The organism is Ilumatobacter coccineus YM16-304, from assembly GCF_000348785.1.
In the GTDB taxonomy this organism is placed as follows: Bacteria; Actinomycetota; Acidimicrobiia; order Acidimicrobiales; family Ilumatobacteraceae; genus Ilumatobacter_A; species Ilumatobacter_A coccineus.
This window is the reverse complement of record NC_020520.1, coordinates 1,363,952-1,384,788: the sequence shown is the minus strand read 5'-3', so window position 1 is coordinate 1,384,788 and position 20,837 is coordinate 1,363,952. Positions and strand designations below refer to the sequence as shown.

Annotated in this window: 21 protein-coding genes and 1 pseudogene; 12 read left to right on the top strand and 10 right to left on the bottom strand. The window is 67.2% G+C overall.

From position 1 onward, the window contains the following. Positions 1 to 8 precede the first annotated feature (8 nt). From YM304_RS06275 to YM304_RS06265, 3 genes are read left to right on the top strand one after another with little or no spacing between them, the layout of a single operon-like run. The gene (locus YM304_RS06275) at positions 9 to 986 is read left to right on the top strand and encodes a stage II sporulation protein M (protein ID WP_015440814.1); all 978 of its coding nucleotides are present in this window, start codon (positions 9 to 11) and stop codon (positions 984 to 986) included. 7 nt (positions 987 to 993) lie between these two features. After that, entirely contained in the window at positions 994 to 1,482 is a 489-nt protein-coding gene (locus YM304_RS06270) for a DnaJ family domain-containing protein (RefSeq protein ID WP_015440813.1), read from the top strand. A gap of 43 nt (positions 1,483 to 1,525) precedes the next feature. After that, positions 1,526 to 2,224 carry an SDR family oxidoreductase gene (locus YM304_RS06265; RefSeq protein ID WP_231897633.1) on the top strand — a complete coding sequence of 233 codons (699 nt, stop codon included), beginning with the start codon at positions 1,526 to 1,528 and terminating at the stop codon, positions 2,222 to 2,224. 216 nt (positions 2,225 to 2,440) lie between these two features. On the opposite strand, the gene YM304_RS06260 is transcribed toward YM304_RS06265, so the two are convergent. Then, positions 2,441 to 3,934, bottom strand: coding sequence for a hypothetical protein (locus YM304_RS06260; RefSeq protein ID WP_015440811.1), 1,494 nt, complete (start codon positions 3,932 to 3,934; stop codon positions 2,441 to 2,443). Next, positions 3,931 to 4,419, bottom strand: a complete 489-nt coding sequence (locus YM304_RS06255; RefSeq protein ID WP_015440810.1) for an RNA polymerase sigma factor — start codon at positions 4,417 to 4,419, stop codon at positions 3,931 to 3,933. The genes YM304_RS06260 and YM304_RS06255 overlap by 4 nt, the downstream gene beginning before the upstream one ends. A 186-nt stretch (positions 4,420 to 4,605) precedes the next feature. Between YM304_RS06255 and YM304_RS06250 the strand changes: the two genes are divergently transcribed. The 4 genes from YM304_RS06250 (at position 4,606) to YM304_RS06235 (ending at position 9,429) form a co-directional block, all read left to right on the top strand. Then, the gene (locus tag YM304_RS06250; RefSeq protein ID WP_015440809.1) at positions 4,606 to 5,157 is read left to right on the top strand and encodes an RNA polymerase sigma factor; all 552 of its coding nucleotides are present in this window, start codon (positions 4,606 to 4,608) and stop codon (positions 5,155 to 5,157) included. After that, positions 5,154 to 6,839, top strand: a complete 1,686-nt coding sequence (locus YM304_RS06245; RefSeq protein WP_015440808.1) for a hypothetical protein — start codon at positions 5,154 to 5,156, stop codon at positions 6,837 to 6,839. Before YM304_RS06250 ends, YM304_RS06245 begins: the two co-directional genes overlap by 4 nt. A gap of 78 nt (positions 6,840 to 6,917) precedes the next feature. Continuing rightward, positions 6,918 to 7,472, top strand: a complete 555-nt coding sequence (locus tag YM304_RS06240; RefSeq protein ID WP_070105281.1) for an RNA polymerase sigma factor — start codon at positions 6,918 to 6,920, stop codon at positions 7,470 to 7,472. Further along, positions 7,465 to 9,429 (top strand): PASTA domain-containing protein, encoded by a 1,965-nt coding sequence (locus tag YM304_RS06235; RefSeq protein WP_015440806.1) that lies wholly within the window; start codon positions 7,465 to 7,467, stop codon positions 9,427 to 9,429. Before YM304_RS06240 ends, YM304_RS06235 begins: the two co-directional genes overlap by 8 nt. 800 nt (positions 9,430 to 10,229) lie before the next feature. On the opposite strand, the gene YM304_RS06225 is transcribed toward YM304_RS06235, so the two are convergent. Next, positions 10,230 to 11,171, bottom strand: coding sequence for a GlxA family transcriptional regulator (locus tag YM304_RS06225; protein ID WP_015440804.1), 942 nt, complete (start codon positions 11,169 to 11,171; stop codon positions 10,230 to 10,232). A gap of 103 nt (positions 11,172 to 11,274) precedes the next feature. Between YM304_RS06225 and YM304_RS06220 the strand changes: the two genes are divergently transcribed. The 3 genes and pseudogenes from YM304_RS06220 (at position 11,275) to YM304_RS24615 (ending at position 12,862) form a co-directional block, all read left to right on the top strand. Beyond that, positions 11,275 to 11,586: a putative quinol monooxygenase gene (locus tag YM304_RS06220; RefSeq protein WP_015440803.1), complete on the top strand. Its 312-nt coding sequence runs from the start codon at positions 11,275 to 11,277 to the stop codon at positions 11,584 to 11,586. 281 nt (positions 11,587 to 11,867) lie between these two features. Beyond that, positions 11,868 to 12,251, top strand: a pseudogene (locus YM304_RS06215) (mycothiol transferase); the annotation flags it as partial. A gap of 161 nt (positions 12,252 to 12,412) precedes the next feature. After that, on the top strand, positions 12,413 to 12,862 hold the full coding sequence (locus YM304_RS24615) for a hypothetical protein (protein ID WP_154723334.1): 450 nt from the start codon (positions 12,413 to 12,415) through the stop codon (positions 12,860 to 12,862). Between the two features lie 107 nt (positions 12,863 to 12,969). Here YM304_RS24615 and YM304_RS06205 read toward each other — a convergent pair whose 3' ends face one another. Together YM304_RS06205 and YM304_RS06200 are read right to left on the bottom strand one after the other, a co-directional pair. After that, positions 12,970 to 13,302 carry a type II toxin-antitoxin system PemK/MazF family toxin gene (locus YM304_RS06205; protein WP_015440800.1) on the bottom strand — a complete coding sequence of 111 codons (333 nt, stop codon included), beginning with the start codon at positions 13,300 to 13,302 and terminating at the stop codon, positions 12,970 to 12,972. Further along, entirely contained in the window at positions 13,299 to 13,517 is a 219-nt protein-coding gene (locus YM304_RS06200) for an antitoxin MazE family protein (protein ID WP_015440799.1), read from the bottom strand. Before YM304_RS06200 ends, YM304_RS06205 begins: the two co-directional genes overlap by 4 nt. Positions 13,518 to 13,921: 404 nt before the next feature. On the opposite strand from YM304_RS06200, the gene YM304_RS06195 reads away from it, so the two are divergent. Both YM304_RS06195 and YM304_RS22120 read left to right on the top strand, forming a co-directional pair. Next, on the top strand, positions 13,922 to 14,104 hold the full coding sequence (locus YM304_RS06195) for a hypothetical protein (protein ID WP_154723333.1): 183 nt from the start codon (positions 13,922 to 13,924) through the stop codon (positions 14,102 to 14,104). Positions 14,105 to 14,366: 262 nt separating this feature from the next. Continuing rightward, the gene (locus YM304_RS22120) at positions 14,367 to 15,620 is read left to right on the top strand and encodes an HNH endonuclease signature motif containing protein (protein WP_015440796.1); all 1,254 of its coding nucleotides are present in this window, start codon (positions 14,367 to 14,369) and stop codon (positions 15,618 to 15,620) included. 104 nt (positions 15,621 to 15,724) lie between these two features. On the opposite strand, the gene YM304_RS06185 is transcribed toward YM304_RS22120, so the two are convergent. The 5 genes from YM304_RS06185 to YM304_RS06165 are packed head-to-tail and all read right to left on the bottom strand — an operon-like array spanning position 15,725 to position 20,834. Next, positions 15,725 to 17,056: a DUF58 domain-containing protein gene (locus YM304_RS06185; RefSeq protein WP_015440795.1), complete on the bottom strand. Its 1,332-nt coding sequence runs from the start codon at positions 17,054 to 17,056 to the stop codon at positions 15,725 to 15,727. Positions 17,057 to 17,078: 22 nt separating this feature from the next. Beyond that, positions 17,079 to 18,104 (bottom strand): AAA family ATPase, encoded by a 1,026-nt coding sequence (locus YM304_RS06180; protein ID WP_015440794.1) that lies wholly within the window; start codon positions 18,102 to 18,104, stop codon positions 17,079 to 17,081. Then, positions 18,101 to 19,318: a DUF4350 domain-containing protein gene (locus YM304_RS06175; protein ID WP_015440793.1), complete on the bottom strand. Its 1,218-nt coding sequence runs from the start codon at positions 19,316 to 19,318 to the stop codon at positions 18,101 to 18,103. The genes YM304_RS06180 and YM304_RS06175 overlap by 4 nt, the downstream gene beginning before the upstream one ends. Next, complete coding sequence (locus YM304_RS22115) at positions 19,315 to 19,947, bottom strand: DUF4129 domain-containing protein (protein WP_015440792.1); 633 nt, start codon at positions 19,945 to 19,947, stop codon at positions 19,315 to 19,317. Before YM304_RS22115 ends, YM304_RS06175 begins: the two co-directional genes overlap by 4 nt. Further along, positions 19,944 to 20,834 carry a hypothetical protein gene (locus YM304_RS06165; RefSeq protein WP_154723332.1) on the bottom strand — a complete coding sequence of 297 codons (891 nt, stop codon included), beginning with the start codon at positions 20,832 to 20,834 and terminating at the stop codon, positions 19,944 to 19,946. The genes YM304_RS22115 and YM304_RS06165 overlap by 4 nt, the downstream gene beginning before the upstream one ends. Positions 20,835 to 20,837: the final 3 nt, after the last annotated feature.

Here is a 20,837-nt window from a genome sequence, read left to right as displayed (position 1 = left end):
GAGGACCGATGGACATCGATGCGTTCGTTGCGACGCACCAGTACTCGTGGGCCCGCCTCGGCGACCTCACCGAGCGGGCCCGCAAGTTGAAGCAGATGTCTCCGCACGAGCTCGACGAGTTGGTCGGGCTGTACCAGCGCACCGGCAGCCACCTCGCGCACGCCCGGGTCGCGTACGGCGGCGACGAGGCGATCGTCGGTCGGCTCACGTTCCTCGTCGCCGAGGCGCACGGCATCCTGTACGCGCAGCGCGAGACCGACGTTCGGCGGGCGGTCACCCGGTTCCTGGTCGTGACGTTCCCGGCCGCCACGTGGTCGATCCGGCGGTTCATCCTCGTGTCGGCCTTGCTGACGCTGGTCCCGTGGCTCGTGTTCCAGGTGTGGATCGGGGTGTCGCCCGACGCGTTCGACCTGACCGGCGACGAAGCGGTCACACAGGCGTACATCGACAACGACTTCGAGAGCTACTACTCGAGTCAGCCGGCTCAGAACTTCGCGAGTCAGGTGTTCTTGAACAACGTGCGCGTCGCCGTACTCGCCTTCGCCGCGGGAATCCTGCTCTGCGTGTTCACCGTGTTCATCCTGGCGTACAACGGCGCCAACGTCGGCGTGGCGGGCGGCCTGTTCACCCACGTCGGCGAGTGGGAGCGGTTCTGGGGGTTGATCCTGCCGCACGGGCTGCTCGAGATCTCGGCGGTGATCGTGGCGGGGGCTGCCGGACTCCGGCTCGGATGGTCGGTCATCGCGCCCGGCGACATGACCCGATGGGACGCGGTCACCGCGCAGGGCCGGGCGGTCGGCAACGTCGTGATCGGACTCGTCATCGCTTTCGCGGTCGCCGGACTCATCGAAGGCTTCGTCACTGGCCGACCGTGGCCGACGTCGCTGCGGGTCGGCATCGGTGTGATCGCGTTCGTCGCGTTCTGGGGGTGGACCCTCGTCTACGGCAAACGCGCTGCGGCCGTCCTCGACGCCGAGATGAGATGATGAACCGATGACCGAGCGCAAGCCGACCGGCGCGAGTTGGCGATCGTGGATCGAACACCAGATCACCGAAGGTCAGAGGGGTGGAGCGTTCGACGACCTCGTCGGAGCGGGCAAGCCGATCGCCGACATCGGCGTCGTGCACGACGAGATGTGGTGGGTGAAGGCCAAACTTCGAGACGAAGAGATCGACTGGCTGCCGCCCACCATCGCAATCCGGGCTGAACGCGAGGCGGCGATCGATGCCGCTCTGGCCGCCCCCGACGAGACCACCGTCCGTCTCGTGATCGACGATCTCAATCGCCGGATCCGCTACGTCAACAGTCATGCGACAGCCGGCCCGCCGTCGTCGGTGGTCGTCGTCGACGTCGAGACGATCCTCGAACGCTGGCGAGTCGCCCACCCGGCACCCGAGCCGACACCTCCCTCTCCCAGTCCAGCGTCCGCCCCTGAGCCCGCGCCGCGCCGACGCTGGTGGCGTCGCACCCGCCGAGCCTGAGCCACGCGCTGACGCTCCCCCGCCATCCGCGACAATGCGGGTCATGAGCGAACGTCGCATCCTGATCACCGGAGTGGGCCGCGGGCTCGGTCTCGAACTCGCAACACGCTTCGTCGAGCGCGGGCACACGGTCCACGGCACGACGCGAAGCGGTGAGGCACCGATCGATCTCGCTGGCTGCGTGCGCCTCGACCTGCGCGACGAGTCGAGCATCGTCGACGCCCTCGCGACGTTGGGCTCGACGGTCGACGGCATCGACCTGCTGGTCAACTGTGCCGGCGCCGACGCTCGGATGTTCGGCGCCGGTGACGATGCTCGGGGGCCGTTCGACTTCGACGCCGAGACGTTCAACGCCGTGCTCGACGCCAACGTGACCGGACCGATGGTGGTGACGCGCGAGGCGCTGCCGCTGCTCCGGCGCGGTCGGCGTCCGATGATCGTCAACGTCAGCTCGCAGCTCGGCTCGATGCAGGTCGCGGCGCGGAAGGGACGCGACACGGCCTACTGCGTGTCGAAGGCCGCGCTGAACATGCTCGGCGTGAAGTCAGCCGCGGCGCTCGAACCCGATGGCATCGGCGTGGTGATGATGCATCCCGGTTGGGTCGCGACCGACATGGGCGGGCCGGCAGCAGACCTCTCGGTCGACGAGGCAGGCGCGGCGATCGTGGCCACGATCGAGTCGCTCACCTTCGCCGACACCGGCCGATTCATCCGCTGGGACGGCCACGACCACCCCTGGTGAGCTCAGGCGTCGTGAGCGCCTTTCTGCGACGACATGCAGCGATCAGATTGCCGGTTCTGCTCGCCAGGAGCGCCGTACTGGCGATGTCAATACCGGGTGCACAGCGGCGACGTGGCCAGTCCTCTCCTCGGCATGGTCGGTCTGGTCCGTCTCATTGATCGCTCTCGCCCGGCAGTCCAGGGGCGGTGTGTCGGTCGATGACGTCTCTCTCGTGGATCAGGGGTCGAGGTCGAAGAGGATGCTCTGGAGCTGATCGGGTGTGGGCAGTGGTCCGTCGTCAGCTCCTCGCTCGGCGGTGACTTCGAATAGCCATCCGTTATTGCTGAGGATCTGTCCCTGGACCATCTGATCGGTCTGCTCCAAGAGGGTGATTGGAACCCGTGAGTGGTCCTCGGGCTGGATGAGCTCGCCCGGCGTCATGCGGACCGTGATCACTCGGTTGTCGGTCGTCGATCCGATCGTCACGGTCGCCGGTCCACCGATGGGCATGTCCGTGCCGGTGATCTCGTACCCAAGCGCCTCGAGCGTTCCCTCTCCAGCAAGGAAGTCGATGCGATACTCGAACCACGCCGTCAGCTCGTCAGGCGCCGTTGATGGTGGATCCGATGTCGTCTGAGCCTGAGAAGTGTCGTCGAAGAACTGTTCCCATTCGTTGCTGGTGGCGGGTCGAAGCAGGTTGGCGTACTCGATGATGGTGTCGTCGTCGAAGCCGTTGCTGCCGAGGAGATAGGTGATGCCGTTCTCGGACCAGGTGACACCTCGGTATTCGGGTTGGTAGTCGCCGAGGGAGGTGAGATAGGCGGGTTGGCCGTGCACGGTGGTGTCGGTGACGGTGGCGTAGCCGAGCCGCTGGAGCGGCAGCAACGCGGGGTCTTCGGTGAGGGCCGACACCCAGACGTTCGTGTCGGCGGTGTCCCAGTGGGTTTGGGGGATGGGGTGTTCGAATGCTTGGCGGCTGATGAAGAACGTCTCGATCATCGTGCCCGCTCCGCGCTCGGTCAGTCCGTCGGCGAGTCCGGCCGGGTCGATGACGGCGCCGTAGCCGTCGTCGGCAAGTCGGACGTGCTCGGCGGCCAAGAGCAAGTCGCCGTCGGTCAGGTGGCCGGCGGTGAGGACGTAGGTGGCCTCATCGACCGCGAACTCGAGAGACGTCCCTGTCGTGACGGGTGTGGAGTAGATGTGGCCGTCGACGCCCTGCACGGTGATCTGTTCGGCGTCAGGCGGGACGTCGGGTGACATCTGATCGGCGGGGTACGAGTCGACGGCGATCCACGGGGACAACTCGGGCTGTGCTGCGTCGCCGGTGTACCAGCGGCGGACCAGTTCGGGCACGTCGGTGGTGCCTGCGAGGTCCCCCGCTGTTGCCGGTTCGAACCGATTGCCCGCGGAGAACGTGGCGTTCTGCAGCGCGGCGGGTGTCTCGTCGAACACGAGCGGGCTGCCAGGTGCGAGGTCGGCGACCGCGGCCGGAGGTTGTGTCGCCGGCGCAACGTCGGGGGTATCTGGTCCCGGGCGTTGGACAGCGACGAGTGCGCCTACGCCGACCACGACGATCGCCGCGGCGGCGACCGCGAGCCAGCGGCGGCCCTGATGGGAAGGACCGGGGTCGAGGTGCACGACGTCGCCGGTCGGCGTCGGTCCGATGTCTGGGGTGTGGGCGACGATGTCGTCGAACACAGCCTTGACGTGGGGATCGAGTTGCATGTTCATGTCAATGCCTTTCGGAGCGCGATGCGGGCTCGTGCGAGTGTTCGGTGGACGGTGCTGCGAGCGATGTCGAGTGTCTCGGCGATCTCGGCTTCGGTCATGTCGTGCCAGTAGGCGAGGAACACGACCGATCGTTGCTGCACGCTGAGCGACGCGACCGCTCGGAGCAGATCGACATCAGGGAGCGGATCGGTGGTCGCCTCGGGTCGTACCGCGAGGAGGTCTCGTTGCCAGCGTCGTCGGCGTTGCCGGTAGAGGTCTTGTGCTTGGTTGCGGACGGCGCGGATCAGGTAGCGGTCGAAGTGTTCGATGTCGGTCCAATCGGGCTGCTGGGTGACGCGCAGGAACGCGGTCGTGGTCACGTCGTGGGCGTCGATCGGTCCGACGACCGCGGTGGCGAACCGCATCGCTGCTGGCGCGTGGGTGCGCCAGGCGACGTCGAGTTGTTCGTCGGCGGCGTCTTGCTCGGGGGTTCGGTGTTGATGCATCAGATCCATCTCGACAGGTAGACGCCGCCGAGGCCCCGTGTGCGCGACTGTCGGACCAAGAAAGGCTGGCACACCCTTGATCGTTGAGGCCGCCGACGCGGCCGCGGTCATGGACGCTGCAACAGGCGCGTGCGGTTCGGGCAAGTATCTGTTGTGAGGTCGCCGATTGGCATCGAGGAGCCGCGTGTGAACAACATCAGTGACGCGCCGAACGGGCTCCGGTGGCGAGTCGTGTACTCGGAGCACGCTGATGGCCTGTTCGTCTATTTGGCTCGGCGGGTGGGCCGGGACCTCGCCGAGGACCTGCTGGCAGACACGTTCGTCGAGGCGATGGCGTCCGTAAGCTCGTTCGATCCCGAGCGCGGTTCGATGCGTACGTGGTTGTTCGGCATCGCCTCGAACCTGGTTCGGCGCCATTGGCGCACCGAAGAACGCAGAATTCGCGCACTTGCCCGCGACGCGGCCTCGCCTGTCACCGGCATCGATCCGCTGTTGACGATGACCGGAGTTGTCGACCGCGTCGACGCAGCGACCGAGGCCGAAGCGTTGATCGACGAATTGGGTCGCCTCGAGGAGATCGACCGGGAATTGCTGGCTTTGACCGGTTGGGAATCGATGAGTAGCGCCGAGGCGGGCGCCGTTATCGGGATGAACGCAGCCACGGTCAGGTCGCGGGTACGCCGAGCACGTGCCCGACTCCGGGCGGCCACCGAACAGGAACGAGGAGGACCATCATGAACGATCTCTACGACCGAATCCGTCCCGCCGACGAGCACCTCGACCCGGCGACCGCGCAGCGGGTATGGGCACGGATCAGCAACGAACCCGCCGGCCCACCGATGGCCGACCCACACCTGGCGGCCAGTCCGGACCTTAAACTCGCGACCGCACCCGAACGCGAACACCCCAGACGTGTTCAACGTGCGGCGACATGGGCCGCAGCAGCCGCAGCGGTCGTTGGACTCGCAGGAATCGCGATCGTCGCAGGACGCCCGGGTTCGGAGACGCCCGCCGACACGCCAGCCCAGTCCAATCCCACCAACACGACCCAGAACACGGAACCCGATCTTCAGGTCCCAGCGGACGAGAACGTCGATGCCACCGACGGTTCGGGTCCTTTCATCATCGCAAATGGGACCCGGTTCGCGGTGGTCGACGTGGTTCCTGAGGGATGGAACGTCGTCGGGGTCGACGCGGGCCCTGGCGGTTCGCTGTTCGGGTCTCAACAGTGGGCGCTGCTCGACGAGGCTGGAGAGGTCAATGGTGTGGTGGACGTCCGACCGCCTCGGCCCGTCCCGGCCGACGAAGCCAACCTCGCCGACGACGAGTTCGATTCGACAGTGCGTGGGGTGCCGGCCGATGAGTGGACCGACGATCCGGCGGCCAGCGGTTCCCCCACCCCGCGAGCCGGGATCACGTGGTTCGAGAACTCGTATCAGATGCAGGTGTCCGCCACCGGTGCTGCCCAGGAGTTGGTGCGGCCGATAGCGGAGTCCCTCGTCGTCGACGTCCAAGCGCGCACGGTCACGATCCCCGACGACTTTGGGCTCATCCCGACCGGCGAGCTCGGCCTGACCGATCCCGCAGCGGTGACCACCTCGATCCGCCTGGCGCCGTCGTGGACCGGCCCCGGGCTGATCGTGTACAGCGAACCGAACCGGTTCGGCTACGACCTCGACCAGCTCGTCGGCACCGGCTACGACTGGGAACCGATCCAGATCGACGGCCGCTCGGCAGTCGCCACCCGCAACACCAGCGGCGCAATCGCGATCATCTCCTGGCTGGACGACGACAGGCAGGTCACGATGAGCTCCACGCTCGCCATGGCCAGCGACGCCAGCGCATTGTCAGACGAGGAGCTGCTGGATGTCGCCCGCGGGGTCCGGTTCGCCGACTCGGCCGAGTTCATCGACGTTTCCGCCACGGTCGCCAAGGGAGTCAACAACGAGGTGGCCGGATGGGCGGTCTACGACCAGGCGAGCATGAGCGACGGCATCGAGGCGTCGGTGCGTACGAGCCCCGACCACGACGACGGCCACGCCCTGTGTCTTGACGCGCCCGTCTTCGACTGCATCCTGGTCGACGACGACGGTGGCTTCGACGAGGCGCACGCCGCGAAGGGCTTCGATCTCGGCGACCGCCGGATCGGGGTCGTGTGGATCTCCACGAGCATCGACGCCCAGACCGGCGACCCGACGTTGCGCCCCTCGGACCATCTCAACCCGGCCGACGGCTACACAGACGGAACCACCGCCACGATCATCTCCGACACCACGACCGACCACGGCAGGTTCGTCATCGTGACCATCCCCGATGGTGAGCGCCCACCCACGGTCGGGTTCATTTCCGACGATGGGCCGAGCCCCCGCGTCGAGCTCACCCCGAACCTCGACCAGCAGACAGACCTCGTCGAGCTGTAGGCCGCTCGGGCCGTCCGTTCGAGCTGTTCGACAGGTTCGTGTGAACAGGGTGGCCGTCGGCGGGCAAGTGTTGGTGTGATGCCTGACGTGGACGTGCCCGCCATGCGATCCGACCCCGCCACTGAGGTGGTGGCGGACTGGTTCGACCAGCATGCCCGCGCGCTCGCCGGCTACGCCACGCGACGAGTCGGCGCGAACCTGGCCCGCGACATCGTGGCGGACACGTTCCGCATCGCGTTGCAGCAACTCGACGGCTACGAACCCGGCCGGGGCGGCGAACGGGCATGGCTGTTCGGGATCGCCTCGAACCTGATCCGTCGGCACTGGCGCACCGAGGAACGACGGCTCCGGATCCAAGCACGCTCCGCACGCGCCGACGTCCAGCCAGTCGACCCGCTGCTGCGCGTCGACGAACGCCTCGACGCCAGCGCCCACTACCAACGCGTCGTCGACGCCGTCGCCACCCTCGACCCCGACGACCGCGACCTGCTGATCCTGATCGCCTGGGAACAGTTCACCAGCCGAGAGGCCGCCGCCGCGCTCGGAATACCGCCAGGCACGGTTCGATCCCGCCTGACGCGGATCCGCGCCCAACTCGCACAGATCGTCCGACAAGGAGAGACCGATGGATGAGATCACCATGTTCGCCGAGCTTCGACCCAGCGACGCAATGACCGACGCCGAGCTCGCCGACATCCGCGCCGAGTTGTTCCCCCACCTTGAACCCCAACCCGATGCGCGTCCCGCAGCCGCCCGGCAGGAGGAAGTCGACCTGACGGTGCGCACGCTCCCCATCGGCGACGCCGAGTCCCAGCGACCCCAACGAAGGAGCCGAACCGTCGCCAGCGCAGCTGCGGCGGTCGCCGTGCTCGGGCTCGGTGGGCTCTGGGCCGCCGCCAACCGCGACGACGGGGCCGCACCCGCGCCGGCGGCCCAACCCGCTGGCGCCACGACAGCGCCAGACGTCTCGCGTCCGCCCGACAACAGCGCAGCGTCGACCTCCTCGTCGTTGCCGCTGTGCACCGACGCCGGCTGCGACGGCTTCGACCCGCTCCCAGTCAACGACGGTGCCACCGACTTCTACCTCGGCCCCGAAAGCCTCGGTGAGCCCGTCGTGCACACCGACTGGTTCGACACCCTGACCCGCTGTGTCACCCTCTCCGCCGATCTCGGGTCGTGCGACAAGATCGAAGGCATCGCCGGCGTCAACCTCGTCAGCTATCCCCTCGACACCGGTGAACCAGCGGCCACCGACGACGCCCAATCGGGCCCCGAGATCTCCATCGGCACCACCTTCACCGACCTCGACCCCGCCACCTACGCCACCCGCTGGGGCCCAACCCAAGGCGACGGCCCACAAACCAACACCACCGTGCGCGGCCACCCCGCCATCAACTACCTCAACGAAACCGACCCCGCCGTCATCTGGCAAGAACGCCCCGGCGTCCTCGTATGGGTCGCCGTCCCCCCCGCACGGGAAGACGATCTGATGGACATCGCCGAAGCCATACGCGTCACGGACGGACCGGCGACCATCCCCAACCGGGTCATCATCACCGACCTCGCCGAACCCTGGGACGCATGGGACAACGACGGTGACGGACTCATCGTCGCCACCTCGGACGGACAAGAATGCGTCGGCCTCAACTACATCGACACCTGCGGCAGCGACATCAGCCAACGAACCATCGTCAGAATCCACTCCGACGGCACCGCCACCATCGCCGGCTCGACGACCGCCAACGCGACAAGCATTCGCATCACCACCACCGGCAACGACCCGATCGAGATCAACACGATCCCCTTCGCCAACTACCCCAGCCGCTACTACTCCACCACCGTCCCCGCCGGCGTCGTTGAGACCATCATCTGGCTCGATAGCACCGGCACCGAACTCGACCGCTACACCCCACAGCTCACCGCCCCGGACTCATCCGACGGCGTTCAGCTCTACACCACGATCGACGGTGACACCCTCGCAACGATTGCCGAGCAGTTCGGGTTCTCGCCCGACGACACAGCACCAATCGCCGCCCACAACGGCTGGACCGGCATCGGACCAGACGACCCCCTCGACGCCGGCACCGTCGTCATGATTCCCCCAACCACAATCCGTCCGACGACGACCATGGTGCCTGAGCCGACCTGCGCCGATGGCGACCAGACAGCAATCCCGAGTGTCGCAGGCATGGCATACCCCGCAGCAGTCGACAAGCTGCTCGCCAGCGGGCTCAGCTTCGAAGTCATGCGCGAGGCACCGCCCGAGGGTGAGACCGCCACCGACAACGACTATGCGGTCGTGGACCAAGGCACCACACCGGGGGACACCGTTGCCTGTGGTGCCGAGGTGCGGATCACGGCCGCCTGGCGGCCCGGCAAGCTCCACCCCATCGAACCCGGCGAGACGTGGGAGTCGATCGCCGCTACCCAAGACATCCCGGTCGTAGAACTCCTCGGATTCAACGGCTTCACCGTCGCCGAACTCGAAGCCGCGGGTGAATCCACCACATCGCCGCTCGAGGTCGGGCGAGCGATCTCGCTCAGCATCCGCCAGCCCACGCTCAACACCGTCCCAGCACCGACCGGCTGACGACCTGACAGCCGCCCATAACACTCCAACCCACGCTCTGCCCCGACCGCACAATCCGGCACGTCGGTGCTCGGTCGGGTGCGCGATATCAGCGGTCGCCAGCCACGCACGTCCGGGCCCATGGCCCGTTGAGAGGCGATCAGGCGCTGCGCGTTCTCGCTCCACCGGTCGCCGTACCTGGCTTGAAGCTCTTGAAGGCGCCAGTCGTTGCCGGTCACCACGCCACGGCAGTGTTTCGTGCCACAACGGCATCGCATCGACCACTCGTGCAGCGTGGAGAAGGTTGCGTAGTCAACCGTGATCTCATCGCCGCCCGTCAGGGTGTCGGCGTGCGACGAGCGAGAAGGAGACATCGAGCCACACCGTTGGGTCGCAGGAGTGGTTGCCGAAACGTGCGAGGGAATCGTCGAGCACAAGGTGTTGGTCGGCGCTCACTCCACTGGAGTCGACGTAGCCGTCAGTTGAGACGGCCTGAGCGAGCAGATGATGGAGTTCGTCGTCGGTACGACGTTCCCGCCGAAGTGAACAACGACGTCGCCGATGTCGAGGTCGGTGGTGGCGAACAAGCCACGGCCCTCGATCGATGATTCGGCGACAACGACTCTCGCACTCACCCACGACGACTGTGGCGGACGATCCGACATCCATCCATCCTGGCCGCTCGTACGAACCCCTCGCAGCACACCGACGCGGATGTGGCTCTGACGCGCTCGGAAACGCGCCCCGCAGAACGCCGTCTACCTGCGTGCGATCGGATCCAACTGCGCGTTGCTACACCGGCTACATGCATGGTGCTGGACTCAGGAACGGCGTCGTTGTCTGCGCAGGAGGGAGCGGAGTGTCTCGGCATTTGCGTAGCCGACCCGCAGGGCGATCTCGGCGGAGTTGAGGTCGGTGGTTGCCGAGAGATGCCGAGCCCGTTCGATGCGTAGACGTTGGACGAAGCCGAGCGGAGTGAGGTTGAGCGCCGAACGGAGTCGTCGTTCGAGGGTGCGCCGGCTCGTGCCGAGCGACTGCGCGACGAACGCGACGTCGAGCGGTTCGTCGAGGCGGGCGCGCACGAAGCGTTCGAACTCGACGACGATCGGGTCATCGTGCCGGAGGTGTTCGTAGGCGACGAAGGCCGCCTGCGACGGGCGCTCGTCGATGAGGAGCAGCTTGGCGACGTGCTGGGCCAGGTCGGGGCTGACCGATCGCACGATTGAGAGTGCGAGGTCGATGTGGGCGAAGGCGGCGCCGGCGGTGACGAGGTTTCCGTCGACCACGACCATGGTGTCGAGATCGAGGTCGACGGTCGGATAGCGCTTTCGGAACTCCGGCCCCAGGAACCAGCTGGTCGTTGCCCGCCGGTGGTGCATCCGTCCGGTCTCGGCGACGGTGAACACACCGGTGCACGCTGCTGCGATCTGGGTGGTCGCGTCGTCGAGACGCGCGAGTGACTCGATGACCAAACGGGCACCTCGGCTCTGCAGCGCGTCGTTGGTGGCGGCGGCAGTGAGGGTCCCAAGCGCAGGGACGACGACCACGTCGAAGTCGCCGGACTCCGACAGAGGATGGTCCACCGACAGGGTCATTGATGTCGTCGTGGTCACCCGCCGCTTTGGTCCGACGATGGCGAGCTCGATCGGGTCGATACGCGGGTCGACATCGCTGCGGGCTCCGTCCGCCACCCGCAAGATGTCGATCACCGATGCGACCGCCGAGCCGAAGCAACCGTCGAGCGCGATCAGTCCGATACGCATGGCGTGAACGGTAGCAATGCTGCCGCATGCGCCACTCGTCATCGACCCTCGCTCGTCGTAGGTTGGACTTCTCACACGAACAACCCCAATCAAGGAGACCACCATGTCGACACCCGCGTCACTCCCGTATGCCTTCGTCGCCAAGATCGTCGCGGCCGATGGACAGCACGACGCGCTCGGCGATCTGCTCGCCAGCGCTGTCGAACTCGCCAACGAAGAGGAAGGAACGATCGTCTGGTTCGCGGTCAGGACCCACCCCGACACCTTCTGGATCTTCGACGCGTTTCCCGACGAGGCCGCTCGCGACGCCCACGCCAACGGCGCAATCGTCGAAGCCCTGATGGCGAACCAGCATCTCCTCGGCGCAGCGCCCGAGATCCTGCCCGCCGACGTCCTCGCTTCCAAACTCCCGTAGTTCGCCACCACTCGAGAGGGTCGAGCCCCGCCGAGCGGCAGGGTCCAATCGCCGACCTGCTCGTGAATGTTCGGTTTGACCAGCGAGGCAGCCTTTGTTGGTGCCCCTCCGTTGCGGGCCGCATGATGCGAGACTCGTTGCATGAGTCCGCCACAGCGGTTGGCCGATCTTCAGCCGTCATCGGAGCGCCTCGGTCTGACCGAACGTCTGGACGAAGAACGTCGAGCGGTCGTCTCCCAAGCGTCCGACCTGACACCCGATGAGCTGCACACTCGCCGCTCCCGGCAACGAACCTTACGACCGGCCGGTTGGTCAAGCACCTCTCGTTCACCGAGGATCGATGGTTCCAGCACAAGCTGCTCGGTCTCGAGCTCCCCGTACCGAGGCGTTCGGTCGACGACAGAGATGCGCACGAGTGGTCGTTCCACTCAGCCGACAACGACAGCGCCGAGGAACTCCTCGGCCTGTACGTCGCAGCGCGCGAGCTGAGCCGAACCGCCACGGCAGCGTGCGCGTCGATGGACACGCTGGCGGCGTTGCTGTCGTTCGACAAGAAGCCGGTCAATCTCCGTTGGCTCCTTGCAGACATGATCGATGAGACCGCACGGCACTCCGGGCACGCCGACCTGATTCGAGACGCGCTCGGGCGGCCTCCAGTTCGCTGAAGCACTGGCGACAAAGGCGCTCGATATCACCGGGCTGCCCGAGCGGCATGCAGCGTCCGGGAACGGCACATGAGTGCGGTGGAAACCGATCAGATCATGCAGACGAGGCCACGGGGTTCCGCCGGGCGCCAGCGCGCCGCGGAGGTAGTTTTGGCCGTGTCATGGAGTCGTCGTTGATTGTTGCGGGGTGCGTGTTTCCAATACCCGACCCAGAGATGCAGCGACAGTGGCTCGCAGCGGTCCACACCGCAGCCCGTTGTTGTTCTGCCGAGGTCGTCGGAGCAGTTGCTCCGGTCACGGTCGGCCGCAGTTTTGCTCGGGTCCTGGTGAGGGGTTCTGGCGGCGATTCGACCACGGTCATGCTCAACCCAGCCATCAGGCTTGTCGGAGCGGTGAGTGGCGATCATTCCCTTGTCGCGACTGCTGAATTCGTGACCGTGGCTGGAGCCGAGGTGTTTCTGGCCAACGGGTTCGCGATTGCTGACCCGCTCGATCTGGCTACTTCGCTCACCGAAGGTCACCTGCTGCCATTGAAGGACGAGGAAGCCGAGCAGGTCCGATATCACCAACCCGACCGTGTCGGTGATGTGGTCTTCAATTGGTTCGACTGACGAGAAGAACGCTCAGAACAACACCGCACGCAACTACCCCAACCTGCGCGAGAACGGCACATCCGATCGGACGACCCCGTCCAGATCGTGCGGGTGCTCGCCGCTGGTCAAGATGTTGCGAGGCCGAGGAACACGACGACCGATCGTGCGAGTCTGGCCATGTCGTCGTCGGATAGTCGGCCGATCCGTTCGCCAAGTTTCGCACGAGGAACGGTCGTGATCTTGTCGATCATGAGCCGGCTCGGTTGGCGGATTCCGGTCGCCTCGTCGGCGGCGACAGGTATTCGAAACAGTGGAGCATCGGTGTCGTCAGTGGTGAACGCGCAGACCGTGACCGACGCAGTCGCGTCGAAAAGATCGTCTTGGATGATGACGACCGGTCGCGGTTTGCCGGCGTACCCGCTCCCGGCGGCAGCGGTCCAGATCTCGCCGCGCCTCACTCTTCGTCGCCGAGGGCGTCGATGAACGCTTGATCATCAGACTCCTGGCCGCTCGTGGCAACGGCGAGCGATTGATCGTGGGCTTGCTGTGCGAACTGGGGTGATCGGACGTCGGGCACCCAGAATTGAACTGGCCGCAAGCCCTGCGCGCGGAGCCGGTCGCGATGAGCGCGCACGCGGACCGCACTTGCCGAAGTCGAACGTTGACGAGCCATACCAGGACGTTACATGTAACGCTCCTCTCAACGCAACAGGTCGCATGACATCTTCAAAGAGCGCGCCCAGAATGTCCCGGGCCGCAACCGCCTCACGCCGCTCCTGATCGGCACATACGATCGGCCGAGGCCACCCAGGAATGCGTCGCCTCACACTCGATGCAACGATTGGACGGGTAGATCATCACCCGTCTCGTTGCTGTAGTCCGCGGCACACACCGCGAACGCGACCGTCTTGCCGGAGACCCAACTCGCCGGTTCATGTCGAAATACGCCTCCGGGCCACATCGAAACCTGGGCGGACCCACTCTGGGGGCTTGGCCGAGCGACTCGAACAAGACTGCAAGAGCACCGACGACGGCCGCGAGTTCCGATGGGCCGATCGTGCCGACACGGTTCGCTGGATGTCGTTCGTGTCGTTCGCTGCACTGAAATCGACACTCCTCATCTCGGGGCTGGTCGCCGACTCCACAACAACGCGAATCCTTGCAGCAATCGCTTTGATCGTTGCGTTCATCGCAGAGGAGCTCAGCGCCAACCGTGTGGTCGTTGCCGCGAAATCAGCGAACGGCCGAACCTGCCAGTGACCAGCCGCTAACGACCACTACGCCGACCCTGAGCTCATCGCGTCGCCGGCGCGCTCTTCGGGCTGCCTCGACCCGACGGCGCGCTCTCGCCCACCTCCAACGAGGGCGGCCACGCCACGGCTCGGCCGCCGCGTTCGACGCGGTTCGTGCTCGGCGGCACCCACCGACTGGACCGCGAGATCCACGACGGCCAACACGCCGTCACTGCGCTCCGCGTCGACCAGGCCCGTCGCTGAACACTGAATAACCTGCTGACAACAGGTTGCGTATCGAACACTTGTTCGGTACAGTGGTTCCCATGTTGGCCACCGAAGTCGAAGCACGCCAGGTCGTGGCGAGGCTCGCGGAGGCCATCGACGCACTCGATCGGCTCGACCTGGATGCGGTCGACCCGGCGACCGCATCGACAGTGCTGGTCGAACTCAGCACGCAGTCCGACCGACTGCGCGGCGAGATCGCGCGGGTCGCTGCCGTCGTCGCCGACTCCGAGGCGTGGCGCGCCTCGGGAGCCGCGTCCATGGCCGCGTTCTTCTCGAACGCAACCGGTGTCGCTTGGGGGCAGGCGCGAGCCACCGTCGAGCTCGGCGAGGTCATGGCACAGCACGAGGCCATCGACCGCGCTGTCCGCAGCGGCGACCTGTCGCCTGCGGCAGCGCTCCAACTCGCGGTCGCTGTGGACGATGTCGGTTTCGACGCGGTCGAAGGCGAACTCGTCGACGAACTGGCCGGGCTCACGCCGACCAAGGCCGCACAGGCGGTCAAGACGTGGCGCGCCGTCGCCAATCCGGTCGACGACGCAGCGCGCCGGACGACCGCCAACGCTGCTCGGTGCCTGTCGTTCCGGCCGGCGGGCGATGGCATGACTCAGGTCGACGGGATGCTCCCGAATCGAATCGCTCAGAGTCTTCGACGCACGCTCAGCCACCTGGCCGAACAACAACGAACCGACAACTCCGGGCGCAGCGCCACGCAGCGCCGGGTCGATGCTCTGGGCGACCTGTGTGCCGCATACGAGCGCGGCGAGGTCACCGGCGGGCGCAACCTGCCTCGCGTGATCGCCACGATGACGATCGCCGACCTCGAGCAACGCTCGGGCGTTGCCACCGGCACGTTCGGAGAAACGCTCACGTCCGACGAGGTCGATGAGATCTGCTGCGACGCAGTGATCCACCGCTACGTCGCAGATCAGACCGGCGCCACGATCAACTTCGGCCGTGGCCGGCGAACGATCTCACCGCAGCAATACCTGGCCCTCGTCGCACGAGACGGCGGGTGCCGACACCCTGGCTGCGATCGGCCACCGGAGTGGTGCGAAGGCCATCACATCAACGAATTCGCAGCCCGGGGCGGGCTCACCGATCTCGACGAACTGGTCTTGCTCTGCCATCACCACCATCACGACATCCACGACCGATCGTGGCGATTGACCGGAACGGCACAACACCTCTGCTTCATCGGCCCTGACGGCCGACGGCTGCCCTCATCGCTCGACACCGTTCACCAGCAGGTGGCGTGACCCACGAACTCCCCCGACCGGCCACGACGAACGCCCGACGTTCCACTCACGGCCGGCCGCCGAACCGACAGCTCCTTGACAACCGAACGGCCCGGGCCTCTGGATCAGAGGCGACCCTTGGCCTTGAGTTCGAGGTACTGGTCGACCACGGCGGTGGCCAGTTCACCGGGTCGGGCGTCGACGACGATCGCTCCGGCGGCCGACAGTTTCGCCACGGCCCGGTCACGGGCGGTGAGCGATGCGACCGCCGCGGCCGATCGGTACGCCTCGGCCGGGCCGTCGTCGGGCCGCTCCCCTGCCCCGGTCGCCCAGTCGGCCACGTCGGGGTCGCGGACGGCGGCGATCATCACCAGGTGGGTCTTCGTCAGCGCAGCCATGGCGGGGAGCAGCGACTCGACCACGACGGTCTCGACGAGGTCGGTGTAGACGACGAACAGCGATCGTCGCCGGAATCTCGACGCCGCCGTGGTGAACGCCACTCGGTAGGCGCTCTCGCCGTACGACGTGTCGAGCAGGTACATCGCCTCGGCGATCCGGCTGAACTGCGCCTTGCTGTTGGAGACGGGCACGATGCCGCGCACCTGCTGATCGAAGGTGACCAGGCCGACGTTGTCGCCGAGCTTCGACGCCACCTGCGTCAGGCCGAGCACGGCGTCCATCGCATGCTCGACTCGTGGCACTCCGCCGACCGTGCCGGCCATCACCCGACCGTTGTCGAGCAGCGACACGACGTGCTGGTTGCGTTCGGCCCGGTACTCGCGGACGATCGCCTTCTGCTGACGAGCCGTGGCCGCCCAGTCGACGCGGCGGATGTCGTCACCCGGCCGGTACTCACGGAGTTGGTCGAAGTCGGTGCCGGTCCCGCGCTGGCGAACGCTGCGCAGTCCCGACTCGAGCGGAATGCGCATCCGGGTCGCCATCAGGTCGCGAGACGGGTACGCCGGGAGCACGGCAAGCGTTCCGGGAACGTGTCGGGTCTGCTGACGATGCATCATCCGCAACGGCCCCGTGGTGCGAATCGTGATCGCGCCGAACGGGAACCGACCGCGACGGCTCGGTTCGATGGTCGCACCGAAGCGGTGCTGGCGGCGTCCGGGGAGATCGAACGTCGACGAACGTCGTGTTGCGGCGAGGCTCGGCCAGATCGCGTCGGCGACCGCCACCGGTGTCGATCGCTCCGAGCGATTCTTCACGATCCACGCGAGTCGGGCCTGCTCGCCGACGGTGAGCAGCGACGGGAACTCCCGCTCCACCTCGATCTCGTTCGGCGACAGCGCCGCGAAGAAGTCGATCATCGCGGCCACGGCGACCAGCGCGAGCGCCACCACGACGAGCGCCCACCGGTCGGAGCGAACGACCGCGAGCGGCACAGCGACGAGCAAGACGACGAGCGCGAGCCATCCCGTCGGGATGGGAGCGCTGCGTCGGGTGGCCATGATGCGGGTCGTCGAGCGTGTGTCAGCGCGGCGTCGGGACGGTGGCGAGCAACCCGTCGATCACCGTGTCGGCAGCCGTGCCTTCGAGTTCGAGTTCGGGCCGCACGAGCACCCGGTGCCGTAGTGTCGGCTTCGCGACGGCCTTCACCTCGTCGGGGGTCACGAACGCCCGACCCGACATCCACGCCCACGCCTTCGACGCGTGCAGGAGCCACGTCATACCGCGCGGCGACACACCGAGCTGCAGCGACGGCGACTCGCGAGTCGACCGGCACAGCTGCACGATGTAGTGGAGCACGGCCGGCTCCACGGTGATCTGACCGATCTCGCGTCGGGCCTGTGCGAGGTCGGCGGCTGACGCGACCGCTCGGACGAGGCCCGGCGCGTGCGGGTCCATACCGGCGTGGTGGCGCACGAGCATGTCGTGTTCCTGCCGCTCGGTCGGATATCCGACGACCAGCTTGAACAGGAAGCGGTCGAGCTGTGCCTCAGGCAGCGGGAACGTGCCTTCGTACTCGATCGGGTTCTGCGTGGCGATCACCAGAAACGGTTCGGGGAGTCGATGGGTGGTGCCCTCGATCGACACCTGACGCTCCTCCATCGCCTCGAGCAGCGCAGCTTGTGTCTTGGGCGGCGTGCGGTTGATCTCGTCGGCGAGCAGCAGGTTGGTGAACACCGGCCCTTCCCGGAACCGGAAGGTCGGAGTCTGCCCCGGCGCCTGATCGAGCACCGACAGGCCCACCACATCCGACGGCATCAGGTCGGGGGTGAACTGGACCCGGGTGAACTCCATGTCGAACGCCGCAGCGAGGGTCTTGGCGAGGAGCGTCTTGGCCACGCCCGGCACCCCTTCGAGCAAGACGTGCCCGTTGACGAGCAGCGCCGAGATCACCCCGCTGAGCACACCCTCCTGTCCGACGATCACCTTGCCGACCTCGTCGCGCACGTTCATGATCGCCTGGCGGGCACTCGACGACGCCGGGTCGGTGGCCGGTGGAGCGGGCTGCGATGTCGGTGATCCGATGGGCTGATCGAACGGTTGGGTCATGTCGGCACGCTTTCTGGTTCGGGTTCGCGCTCGGCTTCGAGCACTCGTCGGCGGAGACGGTTGGCGGATCGGGAGATGTCGAGCAGCGACGCGTCGTCGGTCGCAGACCGACCGAGCAACTGTGCCACCTCGCCGGGCGCGGTTCCGGCACCGTCGCTGACGGCGTGGTCGAGCACGTCGAGCGGGGCGGACTGGTCGACGTTGAACGCATGGCTGAGGTCGCGGTGGAGTCGGCTCAGCACACGCCAGCCGGCTCGCTGGGCATGACCGGCCCGCGCCATGAGATTGCCGGTCGCCGACACGAGTTCGCTGCCGGCGATCGGCACCGCGACCGGCTCCGAGACGATGCGCCCGAGGCGCGCACTCCGGGAGATGGCGAACACGACGAACGACAGCGCGCCCAGCGCGAGGGCCATCCACACCCATGTCGGCACCAGATCGAACAACGTGTCGTCGCCCGAACCGAGGTCGGCCACGGTCGGCGACGCGCCGTTGCCGACGAGGACGGTCACCGAGCCTCCGGGATCGGGGATCAACAGCGCAGCAGCCAACGCCGCGTTGTCGGCCCGCCGGAGGTGTCGATTGACGAAGACCTCGTTGTCGCCGAGACCGATGATCGTCCCCTCGCCGATCGAGCGTTCGACGATGAACGAGTTGCTGCCGCGGGTGAAGCACTGCGGCTCGGTGGGTCCGACCGGGAAGAGCACGCCCTCGGGCACCAGGATCCCCCGCGAGCCGAGCAGTGTCGGATACGTGCAGGTACCGACCGTGAGGTTGGCCTCCCGAGCGGCGTCGAACCGCTGCTCGGGAAGATCGGGCCCGACGATCTCCACCGCTCCCCCGTCGAGTCCGGCGCCGCCGTGCAACGAACTCATCGGATCGGCGACGACCACCACGCCGCCCGCCTCGGCGAACTCGACGAGACGCACTCGCTGCTCGTCGTCGAGTCGGTCGTCGAGGACGATCACCGTCGTGTCGGATCCGTCGACCGGCACGTCACGCGTGTCGTCGACCACTGCGCCGAGACGCTCGAGGGTCAACACCAGGCCGCGCGCGCCGTCGGGTCGACCCGAGCGCGGATCGAACGGCTCCGGCGCCGGGCGAGCACGCACGAGGAGCAGCACCACCACCGCCATGACCAGCACGAACAGCATCGAGCCGACCACCTTCACCCCGGAGGAGGTGCCCTCGGCTCGGACCGCAGTGCGACTCATCGGACGCGCACCGATCCGAGGACGGCCGTCGACGCGGTCACGAAGCGTTCGTCGTGCTCGGCGACCACGGCGTCGTCGTTGAACCACGCCTGGTCGAACAGGTCGGCGGCCGTACCGAAGTCGTGGAGCACGTGCGGTGCGAGCTCGGCGATCTGGGCTCGCTCCTCTCCCGAGGTTCGCCCCGGGATCTCGTCGACGAACCCGGCGCGGGCCAGATCGCCGACGAGACCGCGGTACTCGCAGCGGATGGCGTCGCGAAACCGCCCGGCTGCCCGATGCTCGGCGGCCGAACGGCGCCACCGGTCGGGCGGCGTCTCGTGGTCGATGATCCGCTCCGCCACCTCCTCGTCGAGATCCTCGTCGAGATCGTCATGGCCGGAATCACCGTCGTCGTTCGCCGTCGACCGCCCGGCAAACCACGCCCTGACGAGCCAGACGAGCCCCGCGACGACCACCGCGACCAGCAGCACGACGAGCACGATCCCGCCACCTCCACCTCCACCGCCGCCGACGCTCGGCGGGTCGAAGTCGACCGGCTCGATGTCGCGCGGCGCGGCCGTTTCGCACACGTCGCTCCCCGCGGTGACCGAGCATGCGACGTCACGCACCTCGTCGGGGTCGAGACTCACCGAACCGCTCCGAACGCGGCGTCGGCCTCGATCACCAGGTCGAGCCCTTCGGCGTCGAGACGCACCTCGACGTACATCTGCGCGGTGGCCAGCGCGACCAGCGGCACCACCGCGAGCACCCCGATCTGCACCAACACACCCTGGACGAGCCAGGTCAGGCCACCGAAGCGGACGAAACCGCTCACTTCGAGCAGCGGCGCGAGCGTGGCGAGGCCGACGAGGAACGCCGACGCCAACAGCGTGGCCAACACGACGAACATCATGCACGCGCCGAACCGGAGCCGAGCCAGTCGGAACGCCCGTTTCGCTGCGGCGAACGCGCCGATGCGTTCGCCGACCATGGCCGGCACGGCGAGCAGCGTGAACGTCGACGCGAAGAGCGCGAACACCGCGTACATGAAGATCAGGCCGCCCACGTCGGCATCCTGCGAGCTGACGATCACGAGCGTGAACACCGGCACCCACCAGTGCGTGAGCAGCCACAACCACGCCACTGCCGGAAATCGCTTGAGGGTCTGGGTCATCGCCCGCCGCATCGTCACGACCGTGCCGAATCGCTGCCCGAGGAGGATCTGCGCAGCGAAGGCCCCGACGAGGGTCGTCACGAACGACACGAACCAGATCGCCATCCACGCCGACACGTCCTCGACGCCCGAGCCGGTCGTGCCGCCCGCGAACGACGGCAGCAGCGCGTCGTCGGAATCGAACCGGTCGAACGCCACCACGGTCATCCACAGATTGAGCGCGATCGCCGGGACAAGAATGATCGCCGAGCCGACCAGCACGTCGCGCAGACGCGCTTGCAGCAACGCACCCCCTCGATCGAGCGCTCCGACGGCCGGGTGACGGCTGCGACGCAACGTCGACGGTGCGCGGCGGTCGCTCATCGC

What these genes read in the sequence shown, in the direction of transcription:
- YM304_RS06275 (WP_015440814.1), top strand. Translation starts at nt 9, where the DNA reads ATGGACATCGATGCGTTCGTTGCGACGCACCAGTACTCGTGGGCCCGC.
- YM304_RS06270 (WP_015440813.1), top strand. Translation starts at nt 994, where the DNA reads ATGACCGAGCGCAAGCCGACCGGCGCGAGTTGGCGATCGTGGATCGAA.
- YM304_RS06265 (WP_231897633.1), top strand. Translation starts at nt 1,526, where the DNA reads ATGAGCGAACGTCGCATCCTGATCACCGGAGTGGGCCGCGGGCTCGGT.
- YM304_RS06260 (WP_015440811.1), bottom strand. Translation starts at nt 3,934, where the DNA reads ATGAACATGCAACTCGATCCCCACGTCAAGGCTGTGTTCGACGACATC.
- YM304_RS06255 (WP_015440810.1), bottom strand. Translation starts at nt 4,419, where the DNA reads ATGCATCAACACCGAACCCCCGAGCAAGACGCCGCCGACGAACAACTC.
- YM304_RS06245 (WP_015440808.1), top strand. Translation starts at nt 5,154, where the DNA reads ATGAACGATCTCTACGACCGAATCCGTCCCGCCGACGAGCACCTCGAC.
- YM304_RS06240 (WP_070105281.1), top strand. Translation starts at nt 6,918, where the DNA reads ATGCCTGACGTGGACGTGCCCGCCATGCGATCCGACCCCGCCACTGAG.
- YM304_RS06235 (WP_015440806.1), top strand. Translation starts at nt 7,465, where the DNA reads ATGGATGAGATCACCATGTTCGCCGAGCTTCGACCCAGCGACGCAATG.
- YM304_RS06225 (WP_015440804.1), bottom strand. Translation starts at nt 11,171, where the DNA reads ATGCGTATCGGACTGATCGCGCTCGACGGTTGCTTCGGCTCGGCGGTC.
- YM304_RS06220 (WP_015440803.1), top strand. Translation starts at nt 11,275, where the DNA reads ATGTCGACACCCGCGTCACTCCCGTATGCCTTCGTCGCCAAGATCGTC.
- YM304_RS24615 (WP_154723334.1), top strand. Translation starts at nt 12,413, where the DNA reads ATGGAGTCGTCGTTGATTGTTGCGGGGTGCGTGTTTCCAATACCCGAC.
- YM304_RS06200 (WP_015440799.1), bottom strand. Translation starts at nt 13,517, where the DNA reads ATGGCTCGTCAACGTTCGACTTCGGCAAGTGCGGTCCGCGTGCGCGCT.
- YM304_RS06195 (WP_154723333.1), top strand. Translation starts at nt 13,922, where the DNA reads ATGTCGTTCGTGTCGTTCGCTGCACTGAAATCGACACTCCTCATCTCG.
- YM304_RS06185 (WP_015440795.1), bottom strand. Translation starts at nt 17,056, where the DNA reads ATGGCCACCCGACGCAGCGCTCCCATCCCGACGGGATGGCTCGCGCTC.
- YM304_RS06180 (WP_015440794.1), bottom strand. Translation starts at nt 18,104, where the DNA reads ATGACCCAACCGTTCGATCAGCCCATCGGATCACCGACATCGCAGCCC.
- YM304_RS06175 (WP_015440793.1), bottom strand. Translation starts at nt 19,318, where the DNA reads ATGAGTCGCACTGCGGTCCGAGCCGAGGGCACCTCCTCCGGGGTGAAG.
- YM304_RS06165 (WP_154723332.1), bottom strand. Translation starts at nt 20,834, where the DNA reads ATGAGCGACCGCCGCGCACCGTCGACGTTGCGTCGCAGCCGTCACCCG.